The 16,455-nt window shown below is 66.1% G+C and carries 16 protein-coding genes; 8 read left to right on the top strand and 8 right to left on the bottom strand.

The features are described 5' to 3' along the window. Window positions 1–15: 15 nt before the first annotated feature. Complete coding sequence (locus tag FRZ44_RS11135) at window positions 16–525, bottom strand: GreA/GreB family elongation factor (protein ID WP_151177254.1); 510 nt, start codon at window positions 523–525, stop codon at window positions 16–18. A gap of 208 nt (window positions 526–733) precedes the next feature. Between FRZ44_RS11135 and FRZ44_RS11130 the strand changes: the two genes are divergently transcribed. After that, the gene (locus FRZ44_RS11130; RefSeq protein ID WP_151177253.1) at window positions 734–1,921 is read left to right on the top strand and encodes an NAD(P)/FAD-dependent oxidoreductase; all 1,188 of its coding nucleotides are present in this window, start codon (window positions 734–736) and stop codon (window positions 1,919–1,921) included. A gap of 59 nt (window positions 1,922–1,980) precedes the next feature. Then, window positions 1,981–3,390, top strand: coding sequence for a pyridoxal phosphate-dependent decarboxylase family protein (locus FRZ44_RS11125; protein ID WP_151177252.1), 1,410 nt, complete (start codon window positions 1,981–1,983; stop codon window positions 3,388–3,390). Between the two features lie 44 nt (window positions 3,391–3,434). On the opposite strand, the gene FRZ44_RS11120 is transcribed toward FRZ44_RS11125, so the two are convergent. Further along, window positions 3,435–4,070, bottom strand: a complete 636-nt coding sequence (locus tag FRZ44_RS11120; protein ID WP_151177251.1) for a cysteine hydrolase family protein — start codon at window positions 4,068–4,070, stop codon at window positions 3,435–3,437. A gap of 137 nt (window positions 4,071–4,207) precedes the next feature. Here FRZ44_RS11120 and FRZ44_RS11115 point away from each other — a divergent pair, with 137 nt between their 5' ends. The 3 genes from FRZ44_RS11115 to FRZ44_RS11105 all read left to right on the top strand — a co-directional run bounded on the left by FRZ44_RS11115 (window position 4,208) and on the right by FRZ44_RS11105 (window position 6,340). Next, window positions 4,208–5,050 carry a LysR family transcriptional regulator gene (locus FRZ44_RS11115; protein ID WP_407658081.1) on the top strand — a complete coding sequence of 281 codons (843 nt, stop codon included), beginning with the start codon at window positions 4,208–4,210 and terminating at the stop codon, window positions 5,048–5,050. Between the two features lie 58 nt (window positions 5,051–5,108). After that, window positions 5,109–5,699, top strand: coding sequence for an exopolysaccharide biosynthesis protein (locus FRZ44_RS11110; RefSeq protein ID WP_151177249.1), 591 nt, complete (start codon window positions 5,109–5,111; stop codon window positions 5,697–5,699). Window positions 5,700–5,815: 116 nt separating this feature from the next. Beyond that, complete coding sequence (locus FRZ44_RS11105) at window positions 5,816–6,340, top strand: glycine cleavage system protein R (protein WP_151177248.1); 525 nt, start codon at window positions 5,816–5,818, stop codon at window positions 6,338–6,340. Here the strand turns inward: FRZ44_RS11105 and FRZ44_RS11100 are convergent, their stop codons facing one another. From FRZ44_RS11100 to FRZ44_RS11090, 3 genes are all read right to left on the bottom strand, one after another. Continuing rightward, complete coding sequence (locus FRZ44_RS11100) at window positions 6,341–6,814, bottom strand: hypothetical protein (RefSeq protein ID WP_151177247.1); 474 nt, start codon at window positions 6,812–6,814, stop codon at window positions 6,341–6,343. Window positions 6,815–7,066: 252 nt separating this feature from the next. Next, a complete protein-coding gene (locus FRZ44_RS11095; protein WP_151177246.1) occupies window positions 7,067–7,540 on the bottom strand; it encodes a DUF1515 domain-containing protein in 474 nt (157 codons plus the stop codon). 142 nt (window positions 7,541–7,682) lie between these two features. Further along, entirely contained in the window at window positions 7,683–9,038 is a 1,356-nt protein-coding gene (locus tag FRZ44_RS11090) for a glycosyltransferase (protein ID WP_151177245.1), read from the bottom strand. Window positions 9,039–9,239: 201 nt separating this feature from the next. Between FRZ44_RS11090 and FRZ44_RS11085 the strand changes: the two genes are divergently transcribed. The 3 genes from FRZ44_RS11085 to FRZ44_RS11075 all read left to right on the top strand — a co-directional run bounded on the left by FRZ44_RS11085 (window position 9,240) and on the right by FRZ44_RS11075 (window position 13,921). Next, on the top strand, window positions 9,240–10,493 hold the full coding sequence (locus tag FRZ44_RS11085; RefSeq protein WP_151177244.1) for a D-amino acid dehydrogenase: 1,254 nt from the start codon (window positions 9,240–9,242) through the stop codon (window positions 10,491–10,493). Between the two features lie 330 nt (window positions 10,494–10,823). Next, the gene (locus tag FRZ44_RS11080) at window positions 10,824–12,572 is read left to right on the top strand and encodes an ABC transporter permease (RefSeq protein ID WP_151177243.1); all 1,749 of its coding nucleotides are present in this window, start codon (window positions 10,824–10,826) and stop codon (window positions 12,570–12,572) included. Window positions 12,573–12,586: 14 nt separating this feature from the next. After that, window positions 12,587–13,921 (top strand): ABC transporter ATP-binding protein, encoded by a 1,335-nt coding sequence (locus tag FRZ44_RS11075; protein ID WP_151177242.1) that lies wholly within the window; start codon window positions 12,587–12,589, stop codon window positions 13,919–13,921. 10 nt (window positions 13,922–13,931) lie between these two features. On the opposite strand, the gene FRZ44_RS11070 is transcribed toward FRZ44_RS11075, so the two are convergent. The 3 genes from FRZ44_RS11070 to FRZ44_RS11060 are packed head-to-tail and all read right to left on the bottom strand — an operon-like array spanning window position 13,932 to window position 16,429. Beyond that, a complete protein-coding gene (locus tag FRZ44_RS11070; protein WP_151177241.1) occupies window positions 13,932–14,933 on the bottom strand; it encodes an NAD(P)H-dependent flavin oxidoreductase in 1,002 nt (333 codons plus the stop codon). Between the two features lie 29 nt (window positions 14,934–14,962). After that, on the bottom strand, window positions 14,963–15,622 hold the full coding sequence (locus FRZ44_RS11065; RefSeq protein WP_151177240.1) for an aspartate/glutamate racemase family protein: 660 nt from the start codon (window positions 15,620–15,622) through the stop codon (window positions 14,963–14,965). A gap of 15 nt (window positions 15,623–15,637) precedes the next feature. Next, window positions 15,638–16,429: a maleate cis-trans isomerase family protein gene (locus FRZ44_RS11060; RefSeq protein WP_151177239.1), complete on the bottom strand. Its 792-nt coding sequence runs from the start codon at window positions 16,427–16,429 to the stop codon at window positions 15,638–15,640. Between the last annotated feature and the right edge of the window lie 26 nt (window positions 16,430–16,455).

Below are 16,455 nucleotides of genomic sequence, written 5' to 3'. Positions count from 1 at the left end.
AGCGAGGTGATATTCTTACGCCTTCGGATATTTGATCGAGAGGATCTCGAGCGAGAGGTCGCCGGCGGGGCGCTTCCATAACACCGTGTCGCCGACGCTGGCGCCGCTCAGCGCGCGCGCGAGGGGCGAGACCCAGCTGATCTTGCCGGCCTTGGGCTCGGCTTCGTCCTCGCCGACGAGCATGAAGGTGCGCTTCACATCGTTATCGTCAACCGTCTCGACCGTGGCGCTGAAACCGACCTTGTCATGCGCCTGCGTCGCGGGATCGATCTGAATCGCCTTGTCGAGCCGCTCCTGCCAATAGCGCAGATCGCGCTCGACCAGCTTCAGATGCTCCTTGTCCAGCATCTCGGGCTCGCCCCCCTCGGTCAGGGTGCGGCGCTCTTCCTGCAGCTTCTCGACGCGGCGCTGCAGCGCCTTCAGTCCCTGCAACGTGACATAGTTCGGATGCGGGCTCTGCGGCCGCTCGGGCAGGTCGTCGCCTGGCAGCTCGGCATCGTCTTCTTTGACAAAGGCGCGGCTCATCGGGTTGGTCTCCCAGTTCTTGTATCGCTTAACAGGGCCGCCCCGGCACCCGCCCCATCGGACGCGCCCCTCGATAAATCTGGAGATGAGCGTGCCATAACGCAACCCGATCCGGAAATAGCGGCGCCGACCGATGGGGCCGCAGCCGGCCCTTGCTCCCCGACCCGGCTTCGGTTAGACCCGCAAGGCCATAGCAACCCAGCGGGTCATGCCCTTGCAAACAGCGGATATTCTGATCGTCGGCGGCGGCGTGGTCGGCAGCTCGACCGCCTATTTCCTGACCGCGCATCCCGGTTTTCACGGCCGCGTGGTGGTGGTGGAGAAAGACCCGACCTATGGCGAAGCGGCGACCGCGCGCTCGGCCGGCGGTGTCCGGCAGCAATTCTCGACGCCCGAGAACATCCGCATGTCGCAGTTCGGCGCCAGTTTCATCAAGAATGTGGCCGAGCATCTGAGCCTGGCCGGCGAGAAGGCGCAGCTGCCCTTCGTCGAGCAAGGCTACCTCTTCCTCGCGACGCCCAGCGGCCTGCCGGTGCTGGAGCAGAACCACGCGACCCAGACCGCCCTGGGTGCCGACATCGTCATGCTCGACCCGCCGGCCCTGCGGCGGCAATTCCCCTGGCTTCATACCGACGACCTGGCGGGCGGCGCGTTCGGCCGTCGCAATGAAGGCTGGACCGATCCCTACAGCCTGCTCCAGGCGTTCCGGCGCAAGGCGATCGCGCAGGGTGCCGTCTATATTCAGGACGAGGCCGTCGCTCTCCAGCGTGAGGGCGATCGCATCGCCAGCGTGACGCTGGCCAAGGCCGGCACGATCGCGGTGGGCGCCATGGTCAACAGCGCCGGCATCAATGCCGCGCGCGTGGCGGGCTGGGCTGGCTTCGACCTGCCGGTGCGCCCGCGCAAGCGCTTCGTCTATGTCTTCGACTGCCGCGACAGCGCCGAAATCCAGAAGGGCCCGCTCCTGATCGATCCCAACGGCGTCTATTTCCGCCCCGAGGGGGCGAGCTTCATCGGCGGCGTGTCGCCGCCCGAGGACCAGGATCCCGATTGCACCGACCTCGAGGTCGAATACGGGTTGTTCGAGGACACGGTCTGGCCGACGCTGGCGCAGCGCGTGCCGGCCTTCGAGGCGATCAAACTGGTCCGCGCCTGGGCCGGGCATTACGACTACAACACGCTGGATCAGAACCTGATCATCGGCCGCGGCCCCGGTCTCGCCAACTTCTACATGGCGAACGGCCTCAGCGGCCATGGGCTGCAGCAGTCGCCCGCGATCGGCCGCGCCCTCGGCGAGATGATCCTCGATGGCGCCTTCAAGAGCATCGATCTGACGCGCTTCGGCTATGAGCGGGTCGCCAGGAACCAGCCGCTGGCCGAACTGAACGTGGTGTAACCTCCCCGCAGAGACCGGCCTCGGCGAGACCGACCCCGTCATCGGAGAACCCCGCCGCCATGAATCTCGATTCCTTCCGCCATTGGGCGCACAAGGCCGCCGACTGGTCGGCCGACTATCTCGGCAGTGTCGCGAAGCGGCCGGTGCGCGCGCAGGTCAAACCCGGCGATACGCTGAAACAGCTGCCGCTCTCGCCGCCCGCCGCCGGCGAAAGCATGGACGATATCTTCGCCGACCTCGACCGGATCATCCTGCCGGGCATGACGCATTGGCAGCATCCGCGTTTCTTCGCCTATTTCCCGGCCAATTCGAGCCCGCCCTCCATCGTCGCCGAATATGTGACGGCGGCGATGGCGGCGCAGTGCATGCTCTGGCAGACCTCGCCCGCGGCGACCGAGCTCGAGACGCGCATGCTGGATTGGCTGCGCCAGATGATCGGGCTGCCCGACGGCTTCAGGGGCGTGATCCAGGATTCCGCGTCTGGCGCCACGCTCGCCGCCCTGGTCACGGCGCGCGAGAAGGCGCTCGCCTGGGCCGGCAACAAGGAAGGCCTCGCGGCCCATGCGCCGGTGCGGGTCTATGGCTCGACCCACACCCACTCCTCGATCGACAAGGCGGTCCGCATCGCCGGCATCGGCGACGCCAACCTCGTCAAGATCCCGGTCGCAGGATCGCACTACGGCATGGATATGGCGGCGCTCGATGCCGCGATCGCGGCCGACCGCATGGCGGGACGGGTTCCGGCCGCGATCGTCGCCTGCCTGGGCGGGACCAGCGTCGGCGCCTGCGACGATATCGACGCCGCCGCGGACATCGCGGCGCGCCATGGGCTCTATCTCCACGTCGATGCCGCCTGGGCCGGCAGCGCCATGATCTGCCCCGAGTTCCGCAACCTGATGCTCGGCGCCGAGCGGGCCGACAGCTTCGTCTTCAACCCGCATAAATGGCTGCTGACCAATTTCGACTGCTCGGCGCATTTCGTGCGCGACGCGAAGGCTCTCACCGACACGCTCGGCATCCGTCCCGCCTATCTGCGCACCCTGGCCCAGGAAGGCCAGGTCGACTATCAGGAATGGTCGGTGCCGCTGGGGCGGCGCTTCCGCGCCCTCAAGCTCTGGTTCGTCATCCGCAGCTATGGCGTGGCGGCCCTGCAGGCGAAGATCCGCGATCATGTGAGCTGGGCGCGCGCACTGGCGGCCCTGATCGACGCGCATGAGAGCTTCGAGCTCACCAGCGCGCCCCTGCTCTCGCTGTTCTCCTTCCGCTATGCGCCGCGAGAGGCGGCCGATCTCGACGCTCTCAATGCGAGGCTGGTGGAACGGATCAACGACGATGGCCGGATCTACCTGACCCAGTCGCAGCATGAAGGCAGCTTCGTGATCCGCTTCCAGGTCGGTCAGACCAACACCACCCGGGCCGACGTCATGGCCGCCTGGGACGTCATTCGCGAGATCGCGGCAGAACTCTGAAACGCTGGGTCCCGGCAGACCGCGATCCAACGATCTCCGCCGACTTAAACCGCAGCCGATACCGGTGACGGTTGCGCCGCCTGCAAGGCGTCACAATCGGGCACGACGATCGCGAACCGGTCGGCGAGCATCGCCAGCGCCGCCCGCTTCACGGTCCCGGCGGCGATGACCCCGCCCAGCGGATCCGGCAGGTCCCGGGTCGCGGTCGCATGAGCCACAATGGTGTTGCGATAGCCGAGATCCGTCGCGGCTCTCGCGGTGGCGCTGACGCACATATGGGTCATGAAGCCCGCGATGATGAGTTCGCGCCGGCCCGTGGCCGTGATCAGTTCATGAAGATCGGTCTTGGCGAAGGCGTTCGGCAGCGATTTCACCACGACCCGTTCCCCCGACCCTGGCCGCAGTTCCTCGAAGATCTCGATCATCGGACCTCGCGGATCGAAGATCGGCGACCCCGCGCCAGCATGCTGCACGATGTGGAATACCGGCAGTCCGGCGCGCCGCGCCAGCGCGAGCAATCGCGCCGCCTCGGCGATCGCCGGCTCGATGCCGTCGAGCTTCAACCGCCCGCGGCGATATTCCTCCTGCGCGTCGATCAGAAGCAGGGCCGAGGTGGCGAGCGGGCTTGCGGTCTGGGGAGCCTTGACGATGTCGAGAAGCGATGGCGGCCGGCTGGTCATGGCGGTTCTCCTGGCAGGGACGGGCGGTTCGCCTGCCACTCTGCAGCGCTCGCTTTTCTTCAAGAATCCGCTATCTTTGCACCATGATTGAGCGTTTTCGCACAACTCCCCTGGATTGGGACGATCTGCGTTATTTCGTGTCTCTGGCGCGCGAGGGCAGTCTCTCGGCGACAGCCCGCGCGCTCAAAGTCAATCATGCGACCGTGGCGCGCCGGCTGGCGCATCTGGAGGGCCGCCTGGGCAAACCGCTGTTCGAGCGCCGCCCCGACGGCTATGTGCTGACCGCCGAGGGCGAAGCGCTGCTGGGCCCTGCCGCCGCCATGGATGAAGCCGCCCTCGCCGTGCTGCGCCGTGCCGACGTCGGCGGTGCGCTTCAGGGCCTGGTGCGGATCACCACGACCCCGGGGTTTGCCGACAGCTTCCTGATGCCGCAGCTCGGACGGCTGCAGAGACGCCATGCGGGGATCGATCTCGAGGTCATCGGCGAATCCCGGAATTTGAGTCTTGCCCGGCGGGAAACCGATATCGCGATCCGTCTCGGAAGGCCCAAGGACGGCGAATCCAGGGCCCGCCGCGTTGCGGTCATGGGATTCCGGTTCTATGCGGCTCGCAGCTATCTCAAGACGGCGATCGATCCCGCCGATCACCGCTTCATCGCCTTCGATGAGGAGAACGCCGCCGTGCCGCAGGCGGTGATGTTGCGCCAGGTCAGGGCCGGACGGCGTGTCGCCTTCCAATCGAACAGCCAGATCGCGCAGGCCATCGCCGCGACCCAGGGCTTCGGCATCGCCCTGTTGCCCTGCTACCTCGCCGCTCAATACAAGGGCTTGGAACGGGTCGATCTCGGCGAAACTCCGCTTTCGCGGGAGATCTGGCTCCTCATCCGGCGCGATCTCGCGCGGGTGCCGCGCGTGCGGGCCGTTGCCGACGATCTGGTCGATATATTCAAGCGGGAAGGACGCGCCCTGGCCGGGCTTTAACGCGGCCGTCATCGACACCACATAAAAATAAGGACGAAGCGCAGGGAGCGCAGGAGCCGTGAGCGTGCATGTTCCGACCTCGGCCGTCCTGCAAAAGCTCCTCTCGGAGGCGCCGCCCGGCCATGTGTCCGTCGGCTGGATCATGGAGCGGCTCGAGGAGCGTTCCTTCGGTCTCCTGATGTTCATGCTGGCCGTGATCGCGCTCGTGCCGGGGCTCTCGACCTTCATCGGCGTTCTCTTCGCCGTTCCCGCCTATCAGATGATCGTCGCCCGGCGCAGCCCCGCTCTGCCGAAGATCGCGACCGCCCGCCGCCTGCCGACGCCGCAATTCGTCCGCGCGGTCGATCGCATCGCCCCGCTGCTGCGGCGCGCAGAAACGCTCATCCGCCCGCGCTGGCCGCAGTCATTCAGGACCACCAAGCGGATGGTCGGCATCGCCATCCTCCTGCTGGGCCTGACTCTCGTTTTGCCCGTGCCTTTCGGTCATATCCTCCCCGCCTTCGTCATCATGATCGTGGCGCTCGCCTATCTCGAGGAGGACGGCGTGGTGCTCTGGCTCGGCCTTGCCCTGGCCCTGGTCTCGCTTTCGCTCTCCGCGGCGGCGGGCTGGGGCGCCGTCGCCGGCGTCAAATGGCTGGACCGCCTCTGAGATCCGCGCGCCCCGCGATCCGAACCGGGAACCCGCGGCGCCAGGTCCCGGATTGCGCCGCAAGGCCGCCATGCTAGGCTCAGCGGACAACCGCCTGGTTCAAGGAGCGAGGTCATATGAGCCGCACGGCCCTCATCTCGATCATCTGCGAAGACCGGATCGGCCTGATCGCCGAGGTGACCGGCCGGCTCTTCGATCTCGGGATCAATCTCGGCGATACGACCTTCGCGGTCCTGGGCGGCGCTGCCGAGTTCACCGCCGTCATCGAGCTGCCGGATCATCTCTCGCTAGGCAGCATCGAGAGCGAGCTGTCGGCGCTGCCGGCGCTCAGAGGGGCCAAGATCAGCGTGGCCCCCTTCTCCTATCGCGCCCAGCATGGCGACACCGCGCATATCACCCACCGCATCGAGATCGAGGGCGAGGACAGCCCGGGACTGGTCGCGCGGCTGTCGGAAGTGTTCGTCGGGTTCGGGGCCAATATCGTCCGGCTCAATTCCGAACGGGTGAGCGGCGGCAGCGGCGCCCGCTACATCACCCGCATCGCCGCCTGGATCCCGCCGGAGAAGGCCAAGGCCTGCGTCGCGACGGTCGCAAACACCGCGGGGGAACTGCGCCTTACCTGCAAGACGCAGGCGGTGTGACTACGGCGTTGGCGGGCAAGCCGGGTTTTTTCGGGCGTTCTCCACATCGATATTCCTCATGGAGCGTTCGATGCAGAGCCGGTTGTATTCTTCAACCGCCGTGTTCAGCTTGGATGTGGTTGTCCAGGCTTGTGGGAAGATGGTCGCCCGTTGTTGATTGTTGAGCGCGTCGCGTTGGCTGATCAATTGCGATAGCGCCTGAATTGACGCGTTGTCGTTCGGATTCATCGTTTTGCGCATATTGTCGATTTTCGTCTGCAGGTCCTGCACCTGCGCGCGCGCATCATTGAGTTGCGTCTGCAGCGCGTCGTTCTCTTGGCGCAGGCTCTGCAATGCCTGCTCGCGGCATATGCAATCCCGAACTTCGTCCGGGCTCATGAAGCTGTCCGCATTTGCCCGCTCCTGAACTACTTCCATCGTCAGGAACAGAGCCAGCAATGGGGTGAAAACAAGCTGCTTGCGATTGGCGCCCATGAGAACCCCCGAAATAATCGGTCTCGGAGAGGTTGGCGCCGGCGCCCCTCCTGGATCAAGGCAAATTCCAGAACGGGCAGGAGCATTTTTATGGCCAGACGGGCCTCGGAATCCGGGAGGATGGTCCTGGAACTCGATGGGAATGGCATTTGCTGCGCGGAATATTGCCGGAACGACCGCGCGAGGTTGAACGATTATATGAACTTAGGGGGCAGAGGGGGCTAGGAACTCGGCATCAGGAAAAACTTCGAATCACTGCGCCGATGGACAACTCAGGCTCTTGCTGGCGTTGTCGACGTCGGTCTTGAGCATGGGACGCTGGGTGCAGCGCTGGTTGTACTCGGCGACCGCCGCGTTCAGCTTCGTCACCGCGCCCTGGGCCTGCGGGTAGACGGTGGTGCGGATCTGATTGGTGAGCGTGTCGCGCTGGCGGATCATCTCCGCCAGGATCTGCACCGAGGTGTCGTCGCTCGGATTCATCGTCTTTCGCATATTGGCGATCTGGGTCTCCAGGCTCTGCAGCTGCGCGCGGGAGTCGTTGTACCGGGTCTGCTGCACGCCGGTTTCCTGGCGCAAAGTCTGCAGCGACTGCTCGCGGCACATGCAATCCCGGATCTCGTCCACGGTCATGGCGTCCGCCGCCAGCGCCCGTCCTTGGGCCGCGGCCACCGTGAGAAAGAGTGCCAGCGATGCGGTGAAAAAGAGCCTGTTGCGATTCACGATCATGACCACACACCCTCGAAGGAAACCGATCTTGGCGGAATTGTCGTCAGCGATAGCCCAGGATCATGGCAAAATCCAGGTCAGGCGAAAGCAATTTCGCGACGGAGCCTGGCTCCCTCCGCCAGTAAGACGGTCCTGTCCCCCGTCAATGCCGCCGGCGCCGTTTGCCGCGCGGGATATTGCCGGGACGGCCGCCACGCGGCGGCGCACCCTTGCTGGCCTGCCCGCCACCCTGCCGCGGCGCGCCGACCGCCAGGGGCCGGCCCGCGGCGCTCTCGGCCGGGGCCCGGCCCTCGGCCAGGTCGCGCATCAATTGCAGATGCTTGGGCAAGAGGTCGCGGAGCGCATAGCGCTCCAGGATCGTCTGGCGCGCATTGGTCCGGATATCGCCCATGCTTTCGCGCCGGTTGAGCGCTTCCTCGATGCGGGCCGCCATGGCCTCGATATCGAACATGTCGGTCATCAGTCCGTTGCGCCCGTCCTCGATCAGCTCGCGGACCGGCAGCGTATCCGAGCCGACCACCAGGCAGCCGGTGGACATCGCCTCCAGGAGCGACCAGGAGAGGACGAACGGGATCGTCAGGTAGACATGAACGGAAGAGAGCTGCAGAAGGTTCCGGTACATGTCGAAGGGAAGATGGCCGACGAAATGCAGCCGGCTGTGATCGAGGCCCTTGAGTTCGTCCAGCGCCTTGCCCTTGTAGCTCTCTCCTTCCGGCAGCTTCTTGCCATAGGCCACGCGATCGGTGCCGGCGATGACGACCTGCAGATTGGGCCGGCGCTGCTGCAGGATCTCGACCGCCTGCATGAATTGCGGGAAGCCGCGATAGGGCTCCATGCCGCGGGTCGCGTAGGTGAGGACCTCGGCATCGCGCGTGAGGCGGAGATGGAGCCCCGGAATTTCGAACTGGACCGACTCCGACGGCGTGAAGAAGTCGGTATCGACCCCGTCATGAAGCTGCGTGAGCTTGCTGTGGAAGACACGCGGAATCTGGCTCAACTGGTATTGAGTAGGGCAGATGCCCCAATCGCAATGGGCGAGGTCCATCAGGATCGGCAGGTTGCGCGTCCGCACCCGGCAGAGATCCTCCCAGGTCAGGGTCTTGTTCATGAAATCGACGTCGGAGTTGCGCGCGTTGTAGTACCACTCGAAATAAGTCAGCAGCCGCGCTTCCGGGAACACGTCCTTGGTATAGATCGTCGTGCCCCAGCCGGAATGGCCGCAGATCAGATCGGGGATGAAGCCGCTCTTGCGCAACTCGCCGCACATGCGGACCACGGCCTGCCCGTCGAGCACGGCCGCTTCGGTCGAACGCAGATAATGGTGGGTGTCCTTCCGCGGCTCGCGTTGCGGTTTGTAGATATGTTTTGTGACACCCGGCAGGTTCTTCTTGTTGTCGAGCGAGCCCGCCACGATCTGGTTGGCCGGATCCGCCGCCAGCGCCGCCGCCACATGCTTGTATTGCGCCGGAAAATTATTGTGCAGGAACAGAACCCGCATCGGCCTTACCCCTTATCGTCGGTCAATGATGGTGTGGTCTGAGGGGCGATCCGGCGGGATCTGACCCCCGCCCCTCCGGATCGCCTGTAAAACCAGAGAATTGCACCAGAATGCTAACGCAACGTAGCATGTCCGAGCCGGGCGGGCACCCGGGAAGAACAGGCGTTAACGATCTGGAATGACAGGGAATTAGGAGCGGGCATGGCAGGGATTGTGGTGTTGGGCGCAGGCGTCATGGGGGTGACGACCGCCTATTATCTGGCCAAGGCCGGCCGCGCCGTCACCGTTGTGGACCGGCAGCCCGAGGCCGCCGCCGAGACCAGTTTCGCCAATGCCGGACTGATCGCGCCCGGCCATTCCAACGCCTGGGCCTCGCCCCGCGCGCCCATGATCCTGCTGAAGTCCCTCTGGCGCGACGACACCGCCCTTCGCTTCCATCTGCGCCTGGACCCGGCCATGTGGCGCTGGGGTCTGCAGTTCCTGGCCAACTGCACCACCGAGCGGAACCGTCACAACACCCTCATCAAGCTGGGGCTGGCGCGCTACAGCCGCGAGAAGCTGATCGAGCTGCGCCAGACAGAGCGGATCGCCTATGACGAGATCGCCAAGGGCTGCATCTATCTCTATCGCGATCCCGCCCATTTCGAGACCGGGCAGCGCGCCATCGGCTTCCTGAAAGCCCAGGGCTACCCGTTCGAGACGATCGACCCGGCGGCCTGCGTCAGGCTCGATCCGGCCCTGGCGCCGGCCCGCGACAAGATCGCGGGCGCCATCTTCGCGCCACAGGACGAATCGGGCGACTGCCATGCCTTCGTCCAGAGCCTGGCACGGATCTGCGCAGGGCTCGGCGTGACGTTCCGTTACGGCACCACCGTGCGCGGCCTCGAAAGCAAGGGCGGCCGCGTCGAGGCGGTCGTCACCGACCGGGAGCGCATCGCGGCCGACCAGGTCGTGTTGGCGCTCGGATCCTATGCGCCGCAGATCGCGCGCAGCGCCGGGATCAAGCTCCCGATCTATCCAGTCAAAGGCTATTCCCTCACCTTGCCGATCAAGGACAAGGCGGCGGCGCCCACGCTGGGCGGGGTCGACGAGGGCGCGCTGGTCGCCTTCGCACGGATGGGCGACCGGCTGCGGCTGACGGCGACCGCCGACTTCGCCGGCTACGACACCAGCCACAAGCCGGAGAACTTCGCGACCATGCTCAAGGTCGCGCGCGACCTGTTTCCCGCGGCCGCCCATTACGACCAGCCGCGCTATTGGGCCTGCCTGCGCCCCATGACGCCGGACGGCCCGCCGATCCTCGGAGGTACCAGGTTCGACAATCTCTTCCTCAACACCGGCTCTGGCCATATGGGCTGGACCATGGCCTGCGGCTCCTCGCGGCTGGTCACCGATCTCATGCTGGGACGCAAGCCCGACATCCCGCTCCAGGGCATGACGCTCGACCGTTATTGAGTGCGACAAGAAAACATTCCGCATTACCGGCTTGTGGGTTGACCCCTCGAAAACGCGGTGCCATATCCCCCGCAACCTCAGGAGGCCCGAGCGACCTTTCGAGGAGTCAATGAAACCCGGTCCAGCAACGGCCATCCCTTGAGATAGGCCCGGACCTCGAGGTGACCCATGCCGCTCTTCAAGCTCCGTCTGTTGCTCCGATGGCATGGCTCGGACAGCGACGACCGACCTCCGACCTGATCCTGCATTAACGCGCCTGTCTTCCCGGATCGCGAGGCCGCCCCCAGCGGCCGCTCGATCCTTTCCGCTCGCGCTTGCGGAGGTCGGATCATGAACCTTCAGACATCCTTTCAGCCCGGCGAGGGGTTGCGCTCCTTCTCGCGACGGCTCGTGCCCAGCTTCTGGGACCTGCCCGCCTTCGCGCTGCTGCTGGGCGCCTTCCTGCTGGTCGCCCAGGCCGGTCGCGAGACGCTCCAGCCCCTCTCGTCGATCGCGCTCTCGCCGATCTCGCTGGATCCAACGGCCCTGCCCCACTATGCGCTGCTCACCACCTTGCGCATGCTGGGCGCGATCCTGGCGTCGCTCGCCTTCGCCCTTACCTATGGTGCCCTTGCCGCCAAGAGCCGGAGGGCCGAAATGGTGCTGGTTCCGCTGCTCGATATCCTGCAGTCGGTTCCGGTGCTGGGATTCCTGTCCTTCACCGTCGCCGGCTTCATGGCGCTGTTCCCCGGCCAGATTCTGGGCGTCGAATGCGCCGCGATCTTTGCCATCTTCACCAGCCAGGCCTGGAACATGGCCTTCAGCATCTACCAGTCGCTGAAGACGCTGCCGCGCGATCTCGAAGAAGTCTCCCTCAGTTTCCGCCTTTCGCCGTGGCAGCGCTTCTGGCGGTTGGAAATTCCCTTCGCCATGCCGGGCCTGGTCTGGAACACGATGATGTCGATGTCCGGCGGATGGTTCTTCGTGGTGGCGGCGGAAGCGATCTCGGTCGGCCCCACGACCATCTCATTGCCCGGCATCGGCTCCTATGTCGCGCTCGCCATCGATCATCGCAATCTCGGCGCCATCGGCTGGGCCGTCGCAACCATGCTGGTCATCATCCTGATCTATGATCAGTTGCTGTTCCGCCCGCTGGTGGCCTGGGCTGAAAAGTTCCGGTTCGAGCTCTCGGCCGCCAGCAGCGTCCCCGAATCCTGGTTCCTCAACCTGATCCAGCGGGCCCGACTGTTCCGCATGCTGCTCCACCCCGTCGGCGATGCCGCTCGCGCCCTCGCGGCCCTGCGTCTGGCGCCGGCGACGCCCTTGCCCGCCCCGTTTCGCCGGGTTTGGTCGAGCCGGATCTTCGATTTTGCCTGGGGCGCCGTGATCGGCCTCGCATCGATCTATGCACTCTGGCAAGTGATGACTTTCGCCACCGGCGAGATCCATCTCTCGGAGATGCTGCATGTGTTGCTGCTCGGTTTCGCGACCCTGCTGCGCGTCCTGGTGCTGATTGCGCTGGCGACCCTGGTTTGGGTTCCGATCGGGGTCTGGATCGGCTTGCGGCCGCGGTGGGCCGAGCGGATCCAACCCTTGGCTCAGTTCCTGGCGGCATTTCCGGCAAATCTCATGTTTCCCTTGGCCGTCGTCGCCATCGTGAAGTTCCGGCTCGATCCGGACATCTGGTTGAGCCCGCTCATGGTGCTGGGCACCCAATGGTACATCCTGTTCAACGTGGTGGCCGGCGCCAGCGCCTTTCCCAACGACCTCAAGGAAGCGGCGGCGACATTCCGTATCCGGGGCTGGGGCTGGTGGCGCAAGGTGATCCTGCCGGGGATCATGCCCTATTACCTCACCGGCGCGATCACCGCGTCGGGCGGATCCTGGAACGCCAGCATCGTCGCCGAGATCGCGAGCTGGGGCGACAAGACCGTCGAGGCCCATGGGCTCGGCGCCTATATCGCCAAGATGACGGAAGCCGGCGATTTCCCGCGTGTCGTGCTCGGCATTGCCGTGATGTCGATCTTCGTCGTGCTGCTCAACCGGCTGTTCTGGCGGCGCCTGTTCGCCTATACGGCCCGCAACCTGCGCCTCGATTGAGGGAGGAACCGATCATGTCCCTGGCTGCAACCAAAGCCATCGCCGCTGCCGCTCCCCTGCTCGAGCTGCGCAACATCCGTCAGGCCTATCACAAGCCCAACGGCGCCGATCTGCTGGTGCTCGACGGCGTCTCGCTCGATGTTCGCGAAGGCGAGATCCTCGGGCTGCTGGGCCGGTCGGGATCCGGCAAGTCTTCATTGCTGCGGATCATCGCCGGACTGATGCCGGCGACATCCGGCGAGGCGCGCTGGCACGGCCAGCCGATCGGTGGGCCGTGCGATGGCATCGCCATGGTGTTCCAGAGCTTCGCGCTGTTTCCCTGGCTGACGGTGCTGGAGAATGTCGAGATCGGCCTGGAAGCGCTGGGCGTGCCGGGACCGGAGCGCCGGCGCCGCGCACTCGCCGCGATCGACCTGATCGGGCTCGACGGATTCGAATCCGCCCATCCGAAGGAGCTTTCCGGCGGCATGCGCCAGCGCGTCGGCTTCGCCCGCGCGCTCGTGGTCCATCCGCAATTGCTGCTGATGGACGAGCCGTTCTCGGCGCTCGATGTGCTGACCGCGGAGACCCTGCGTACCGACCTGATCGATCTCTGGATCGAGGGCCGCCTGCCGATCCGCTCGATCGCCATGGTCACGCATAACATCGAAGAGGCGGTCCTGATGTGCGACCGGGTGCTGCTCTTCTCGGCCAATCCCGGCCGGGTCGCGACCGAGATCAGGATCGACCTGCCGCAGCCGCGCAACCGCACCGATCCCGCATTCCGCAAGCTGGTCGACGATATCTATGCGCGCATGACCAACCGGACCGTCGCCGGGCGCAAGGACCGGCAGGGCCCCGGCGGATTTCCCGGCGTGGGCGTCGGCATGGCCCTGCCCCACGTCTCGACCAACGTGCTCTCCGGCCTGCTCGAGACGCTGGCAGCACCGCCCTATCAGGGCAAGGCCGACCTGCCGCAGATCGCCGAGGCGCTGCAGATGGAAACCGACGAGTTGTTTCCGATCGCCGAGACCTTGCAGCTCTTCCGCTTCGCCGATCTGGCCGACGGCGACATCAAGCTGACCGACGCCGGACGCCGCTTCGTCGGGCTCGACATCGACGGGCGCAAGCGCCTCTTCGCCGAGCATCTCCTGGCCTATGTGCCGATCGTCGCGCTGATCAAGCGGGTGCTGGACGAGCGGCCGATCCACCGGGCGCCGGCGGCACGGTTCCGGGAGGAGCTCGAGGATTTCATGTCGCCGGAATTCGCCCAGAACACCCTGCGCGCGGCGATCTCCTGGGGCCGCTATGCCGAGCTCTTCGCCTATGACGACCAGAGCGAGCAGTTCAGCCTGGAGAACCCGTCTTAGCCGGAGGCGATCAGACCCGGCGCATGGCCGCGGCGCTGGCAAGCGCCGCCTCCGCCTCGGCGACGATGCGCTTCACGAGCGCGCCCGCGGGCAAGACGTCATGCACCAGCCCTGCCGACTGGCCGGCATAGAGACAGGTCGCCTCGATGTCGCCGCTGGCGCCCGGCGCCGGTCCGCTGTCGCTGTAGCGCGGCAGAATCGTGCCATCCGGCTGCCGGGCGACGGGCTCGCCCTCCCCCGGACGCTGGCCCGACGGCGGCCGGCCGGCCGCCTCCCATTGCTCGTAAGTGCTGTTGCGCAGCACGCGGTGCGGGGCCTTCGGCCAATCGAGATCCAAGAGCTCGGTATAGACCGTATCGGTCTCCCGTGCCGCGACGATCCGGCGTTTCCACTCCTCATGCGTATAGGCTTCGGGGGTGGCGAGAAAGCGCGTGCCGATCCAGACGCCGGCGCCGCCAAGCGCCAGCACGGCTGCCAGTCCGCTGCCATCGGCGATGCCGCCCGCGGCGATCACCGGCAACGGTGCCACGGCGTCGACCACGGCGGGCAACAGCACCATCGTGCCGACCTTGCTCCAGACATGGCCGCCGGCCTCGATCCCTTGCGCGCAAATCACGTCGGCACCCAGATCGGCAGCACGCCTGGCCTCGTCGGCCGAGCCCACGGTCACGATGGTCTTGACCTTGGCGACGCGCAATCTCGGGAAATAGGCGGTCGGGTCACCCCAGAAGAGCGAGATCACGGGCGCGCCCGCATCGATGCATTGAGCGAGCCGCGTATGCTGCTCCCATTCGAGCGCGAGATTGACCGCGAAAGGACGTGCCGTGCGCCGCCTGATCGCGGCGATCTCCGCCACCATCGCCGCCGGCTCGTGCCAGGAGACGCCCTGCATGCCAAGACCGCCCGCCTCGCAAACCGCGCAGATCAGCTCAGGCGTGACCGAGCCGCCCATCGGCGCCTGCGCTATCGGACAGTCGATATCGAGCGTCTTGGTGAAGGTTGTCTGGAGCATGAGCGACCTTGCCGTTGAAGGAGCTGCGATCAGACGCTGGCGCCGGACGCCATGCGGGCGGCGAGCATGACCGCCTTGAGTCCCGTGGTGGGGCTGACAAAAGGCCGGCCCTCCCGGCAGAGCGGCGCGGCGGCGGCCATCGAAACCTGGGCCAGCACGACGGTCTTCGCGCCCTCGCGAAAGGCCTCATCCGCCGCCTCCGCCGTCAGGGCGTAACAACGCTCGAGCCGGCCGGCCTTGAAGTGGTCCCAGGCGTCCGGGACATGTCGCATTTCGATCGCGGCTCCGGTCGCGCGCGCCTCGGCCTCGAACAATTCCCGGGTCGAGGACAAGGTGGTCGCGGCGGTGCAGAGCACCAGCACCTGGTCCCCCTGCCGGACCGCTTCGCGCGCCAGCCCCTGATCCACGCGAAGCACCGGCACAGGGCAGACCCTGTGTGCAGGCGCCACCGCCGGCCCCAAAGTGGAGCAGGTCAGCAGCACCCCGTCGGCATCGGCAGCGAGAGCCTGCAGCGCCGCGACCGTTTCGGCGACGATCGGCGCCGCGAAGCATCCCGCCCGCCCGACGGCGGCCAGAAGATCGTCACGGACCTCATGGCGAAGCGTCAGCGAAGCATCGCCCCGTTCGCGGCGCGCCGCCTCGAAGGGTTCGATATTGCTCTCGATCGTGTGGAGACAGGCGATGCGCAAGGCTGGACTTTCGGGTCAGCTGCGGAACAACCGTCCGAAGCCGGGGATCGCGTCGTCGACGCCCGCAAGCCGCAGGCAATGCCAGGCCAGCGCCAGATTGCTGGAGGTCACGGGCTTGCCGGTCGCCTTCTCGACATCCTCGGCGATATCGGCGACGCGCAGGCTGGTGCAGGAGACGAAGATGCCGTCGACGGTCGGCTCCCTGCCCAACTCGATCATCGCATTGCGGATCGAGGCCGTATCGATGCGCGCCACCTCATTGTCGTTCTCGTGGTTGAACGAACCCATGACCGTGACCTCGAGTCCGCGCGCCTCGATATAGCCGCGGAAGCGCTGATTGACCTCCTCGATATAGGGCGTGAGGAGCGCGATGCGCTTGGCACCCATCTTCTTCATGCCGGTGATGGCCGCCGTGATCGGGTTGGTGACGGCGACGCCGGGCCGCGCTTCCTGGATGCGCCCGGCGACCGTCTCCTCGCCCAGCACCACAGAGGCCGAGGTGCAGCCATAGCCGATCACGTCGAGCTTGGTTCCCGGCAGGATCACGGCCGCCGACTTGCCCAGGTCCTTCTCCATGGCGGCGAGCGTGGTCGGGTTGATCTCGGGCGAATTGGAGATGCGGCTCTCATAGAACGCGACACCGGGCAGCCGGATCACATGGCGCCATTCGGCCTCGATCGTATGATCGGTCGCCAGCACGATCAGCCCGATGCGGCAGCGGCCCGCCGTTCCGCCATCGAGCGAGAATTTCATGTGGGTCTTGCTGATCGAACCGCCGGCGGGCCGGCGCAACGCGGTCTCGTTCATCCTGGCTCACTCCGTTTTCGGCGGGT

The organism is Hypericibacter terrae (assembly GCF_008728855.1).
In the GTDB taxonomy this organism is placed as follows: domain Bacteria; phylum Pseudomonadota; class Alphaproteobacteria; order Dongiales; family Dongiaceae; genus Hypericibacter; species Hypericibacter terrae.
This window is presented reverse-complemented; position numbering and strand designations above follow the sequence as displayed.

What these genes read in the sequence shown, in the direction of transcription:
- FRZ44_RS11095 (WP_151177246.1), bottom strand. Translation starts at nt 7,540, where the DNA reads ATGATCGTGAATCGCAACAGGCTCTTTTTCACCGCATCGCTGGCACTC.
- FRZ44_RS11085 (WP_151177244.1), top strand. Translation starts at nt 9,240, where the DNA reads ATGGCAGGGATTGTGGTGTTGGGCGCAGGCGTCATGGGGGTGACGACC.
- FRZ44_RS11060 (WP_151177239.1), bottom strand. Translation starts at nt 16,429, where the DNA reads ATGAACGAGACCGCGTTGCGCCGGCCCGCCGGCGGTTCGATCAGCAAG.
- FRZ44_RS11135 (WP_151177254.1), bottom strand. Translation starts at nt 525, where the DNA reads ATGAGCCGCGCCTTTGTCAAAGAAGACGATGCCGAGCTGCCAGGCGAC.
- FRZ44_RS11075 (WP_151177242.1), top strand. Translation starts at nt 12,587, where the DNA reads ATGTCCCTGGCTGCAACCAAAGCCATCGCCGCTGCCGCTCCCCTGCTC.
- FRZ44_RS11125 (WP_151177252.1), top strand. Translation starts at nt 1,981, where the DNA reads ATGAATCTCGATTCCTTCCGCCATTGGGCGCACAAGGCCGCCGACTGG.
- FRZ44_RS11105 (WP_151177248.1), top strand. Translation starts at nt 5,816, where the DNA reads ATGAGCCGCACGGCCCTCATCTCGATCATCTGCGAAGACCGGATCGGC.
- FRZ44_RS11070 (WP_151177241.1), bottom strand. Translation starts at nt 14,933, where the DNA reads ATGCTCCAGACAACCTTCACCAAGACGCTCGATATCGACTGTCCGATA.
- FRZ44_RS11090 (WP_151177245.1), bottom strand. Translation starts at nt 9,038, where the DNA reads ATGCGGGTTCTGTTCCTGCACAATAATTTTCCGGCGCAATACAAGCAT.
- FRZ44_RS11130 (WP_151177253.1), top strand. Translation starts at nt 734, where the DNA reads ATGCCCTTGCAAACAGCGGATATTCTGATCGTCGGCGGCGGCGTGGTC.
- FRZ44_RS11100 (WP_151177247.1), bottom strand. Translation starts at nt 6,814, where the DNA reads ATGGGCGCCAATCGCAAGCAGCTTGTTTTCACCCCATTGCTGGCTCTG.
- FRZ44_RS11120 (WP_151177251.1), bottom strand. Translation starts at nt 4,070, where the DNA reads ATGACCAGCCGGCCGCCATCGCTTCTCGACATCGTCAAGGCTCCCCAG.
- FRZ44_RS11080 (WP_151177243.1), top strand. Translation starts at nt 10,824, where the DNA reads ATGAACCTTCAGACATCCTTTCAGCCCGGCGAGGGGTTGCGCTCCTTC.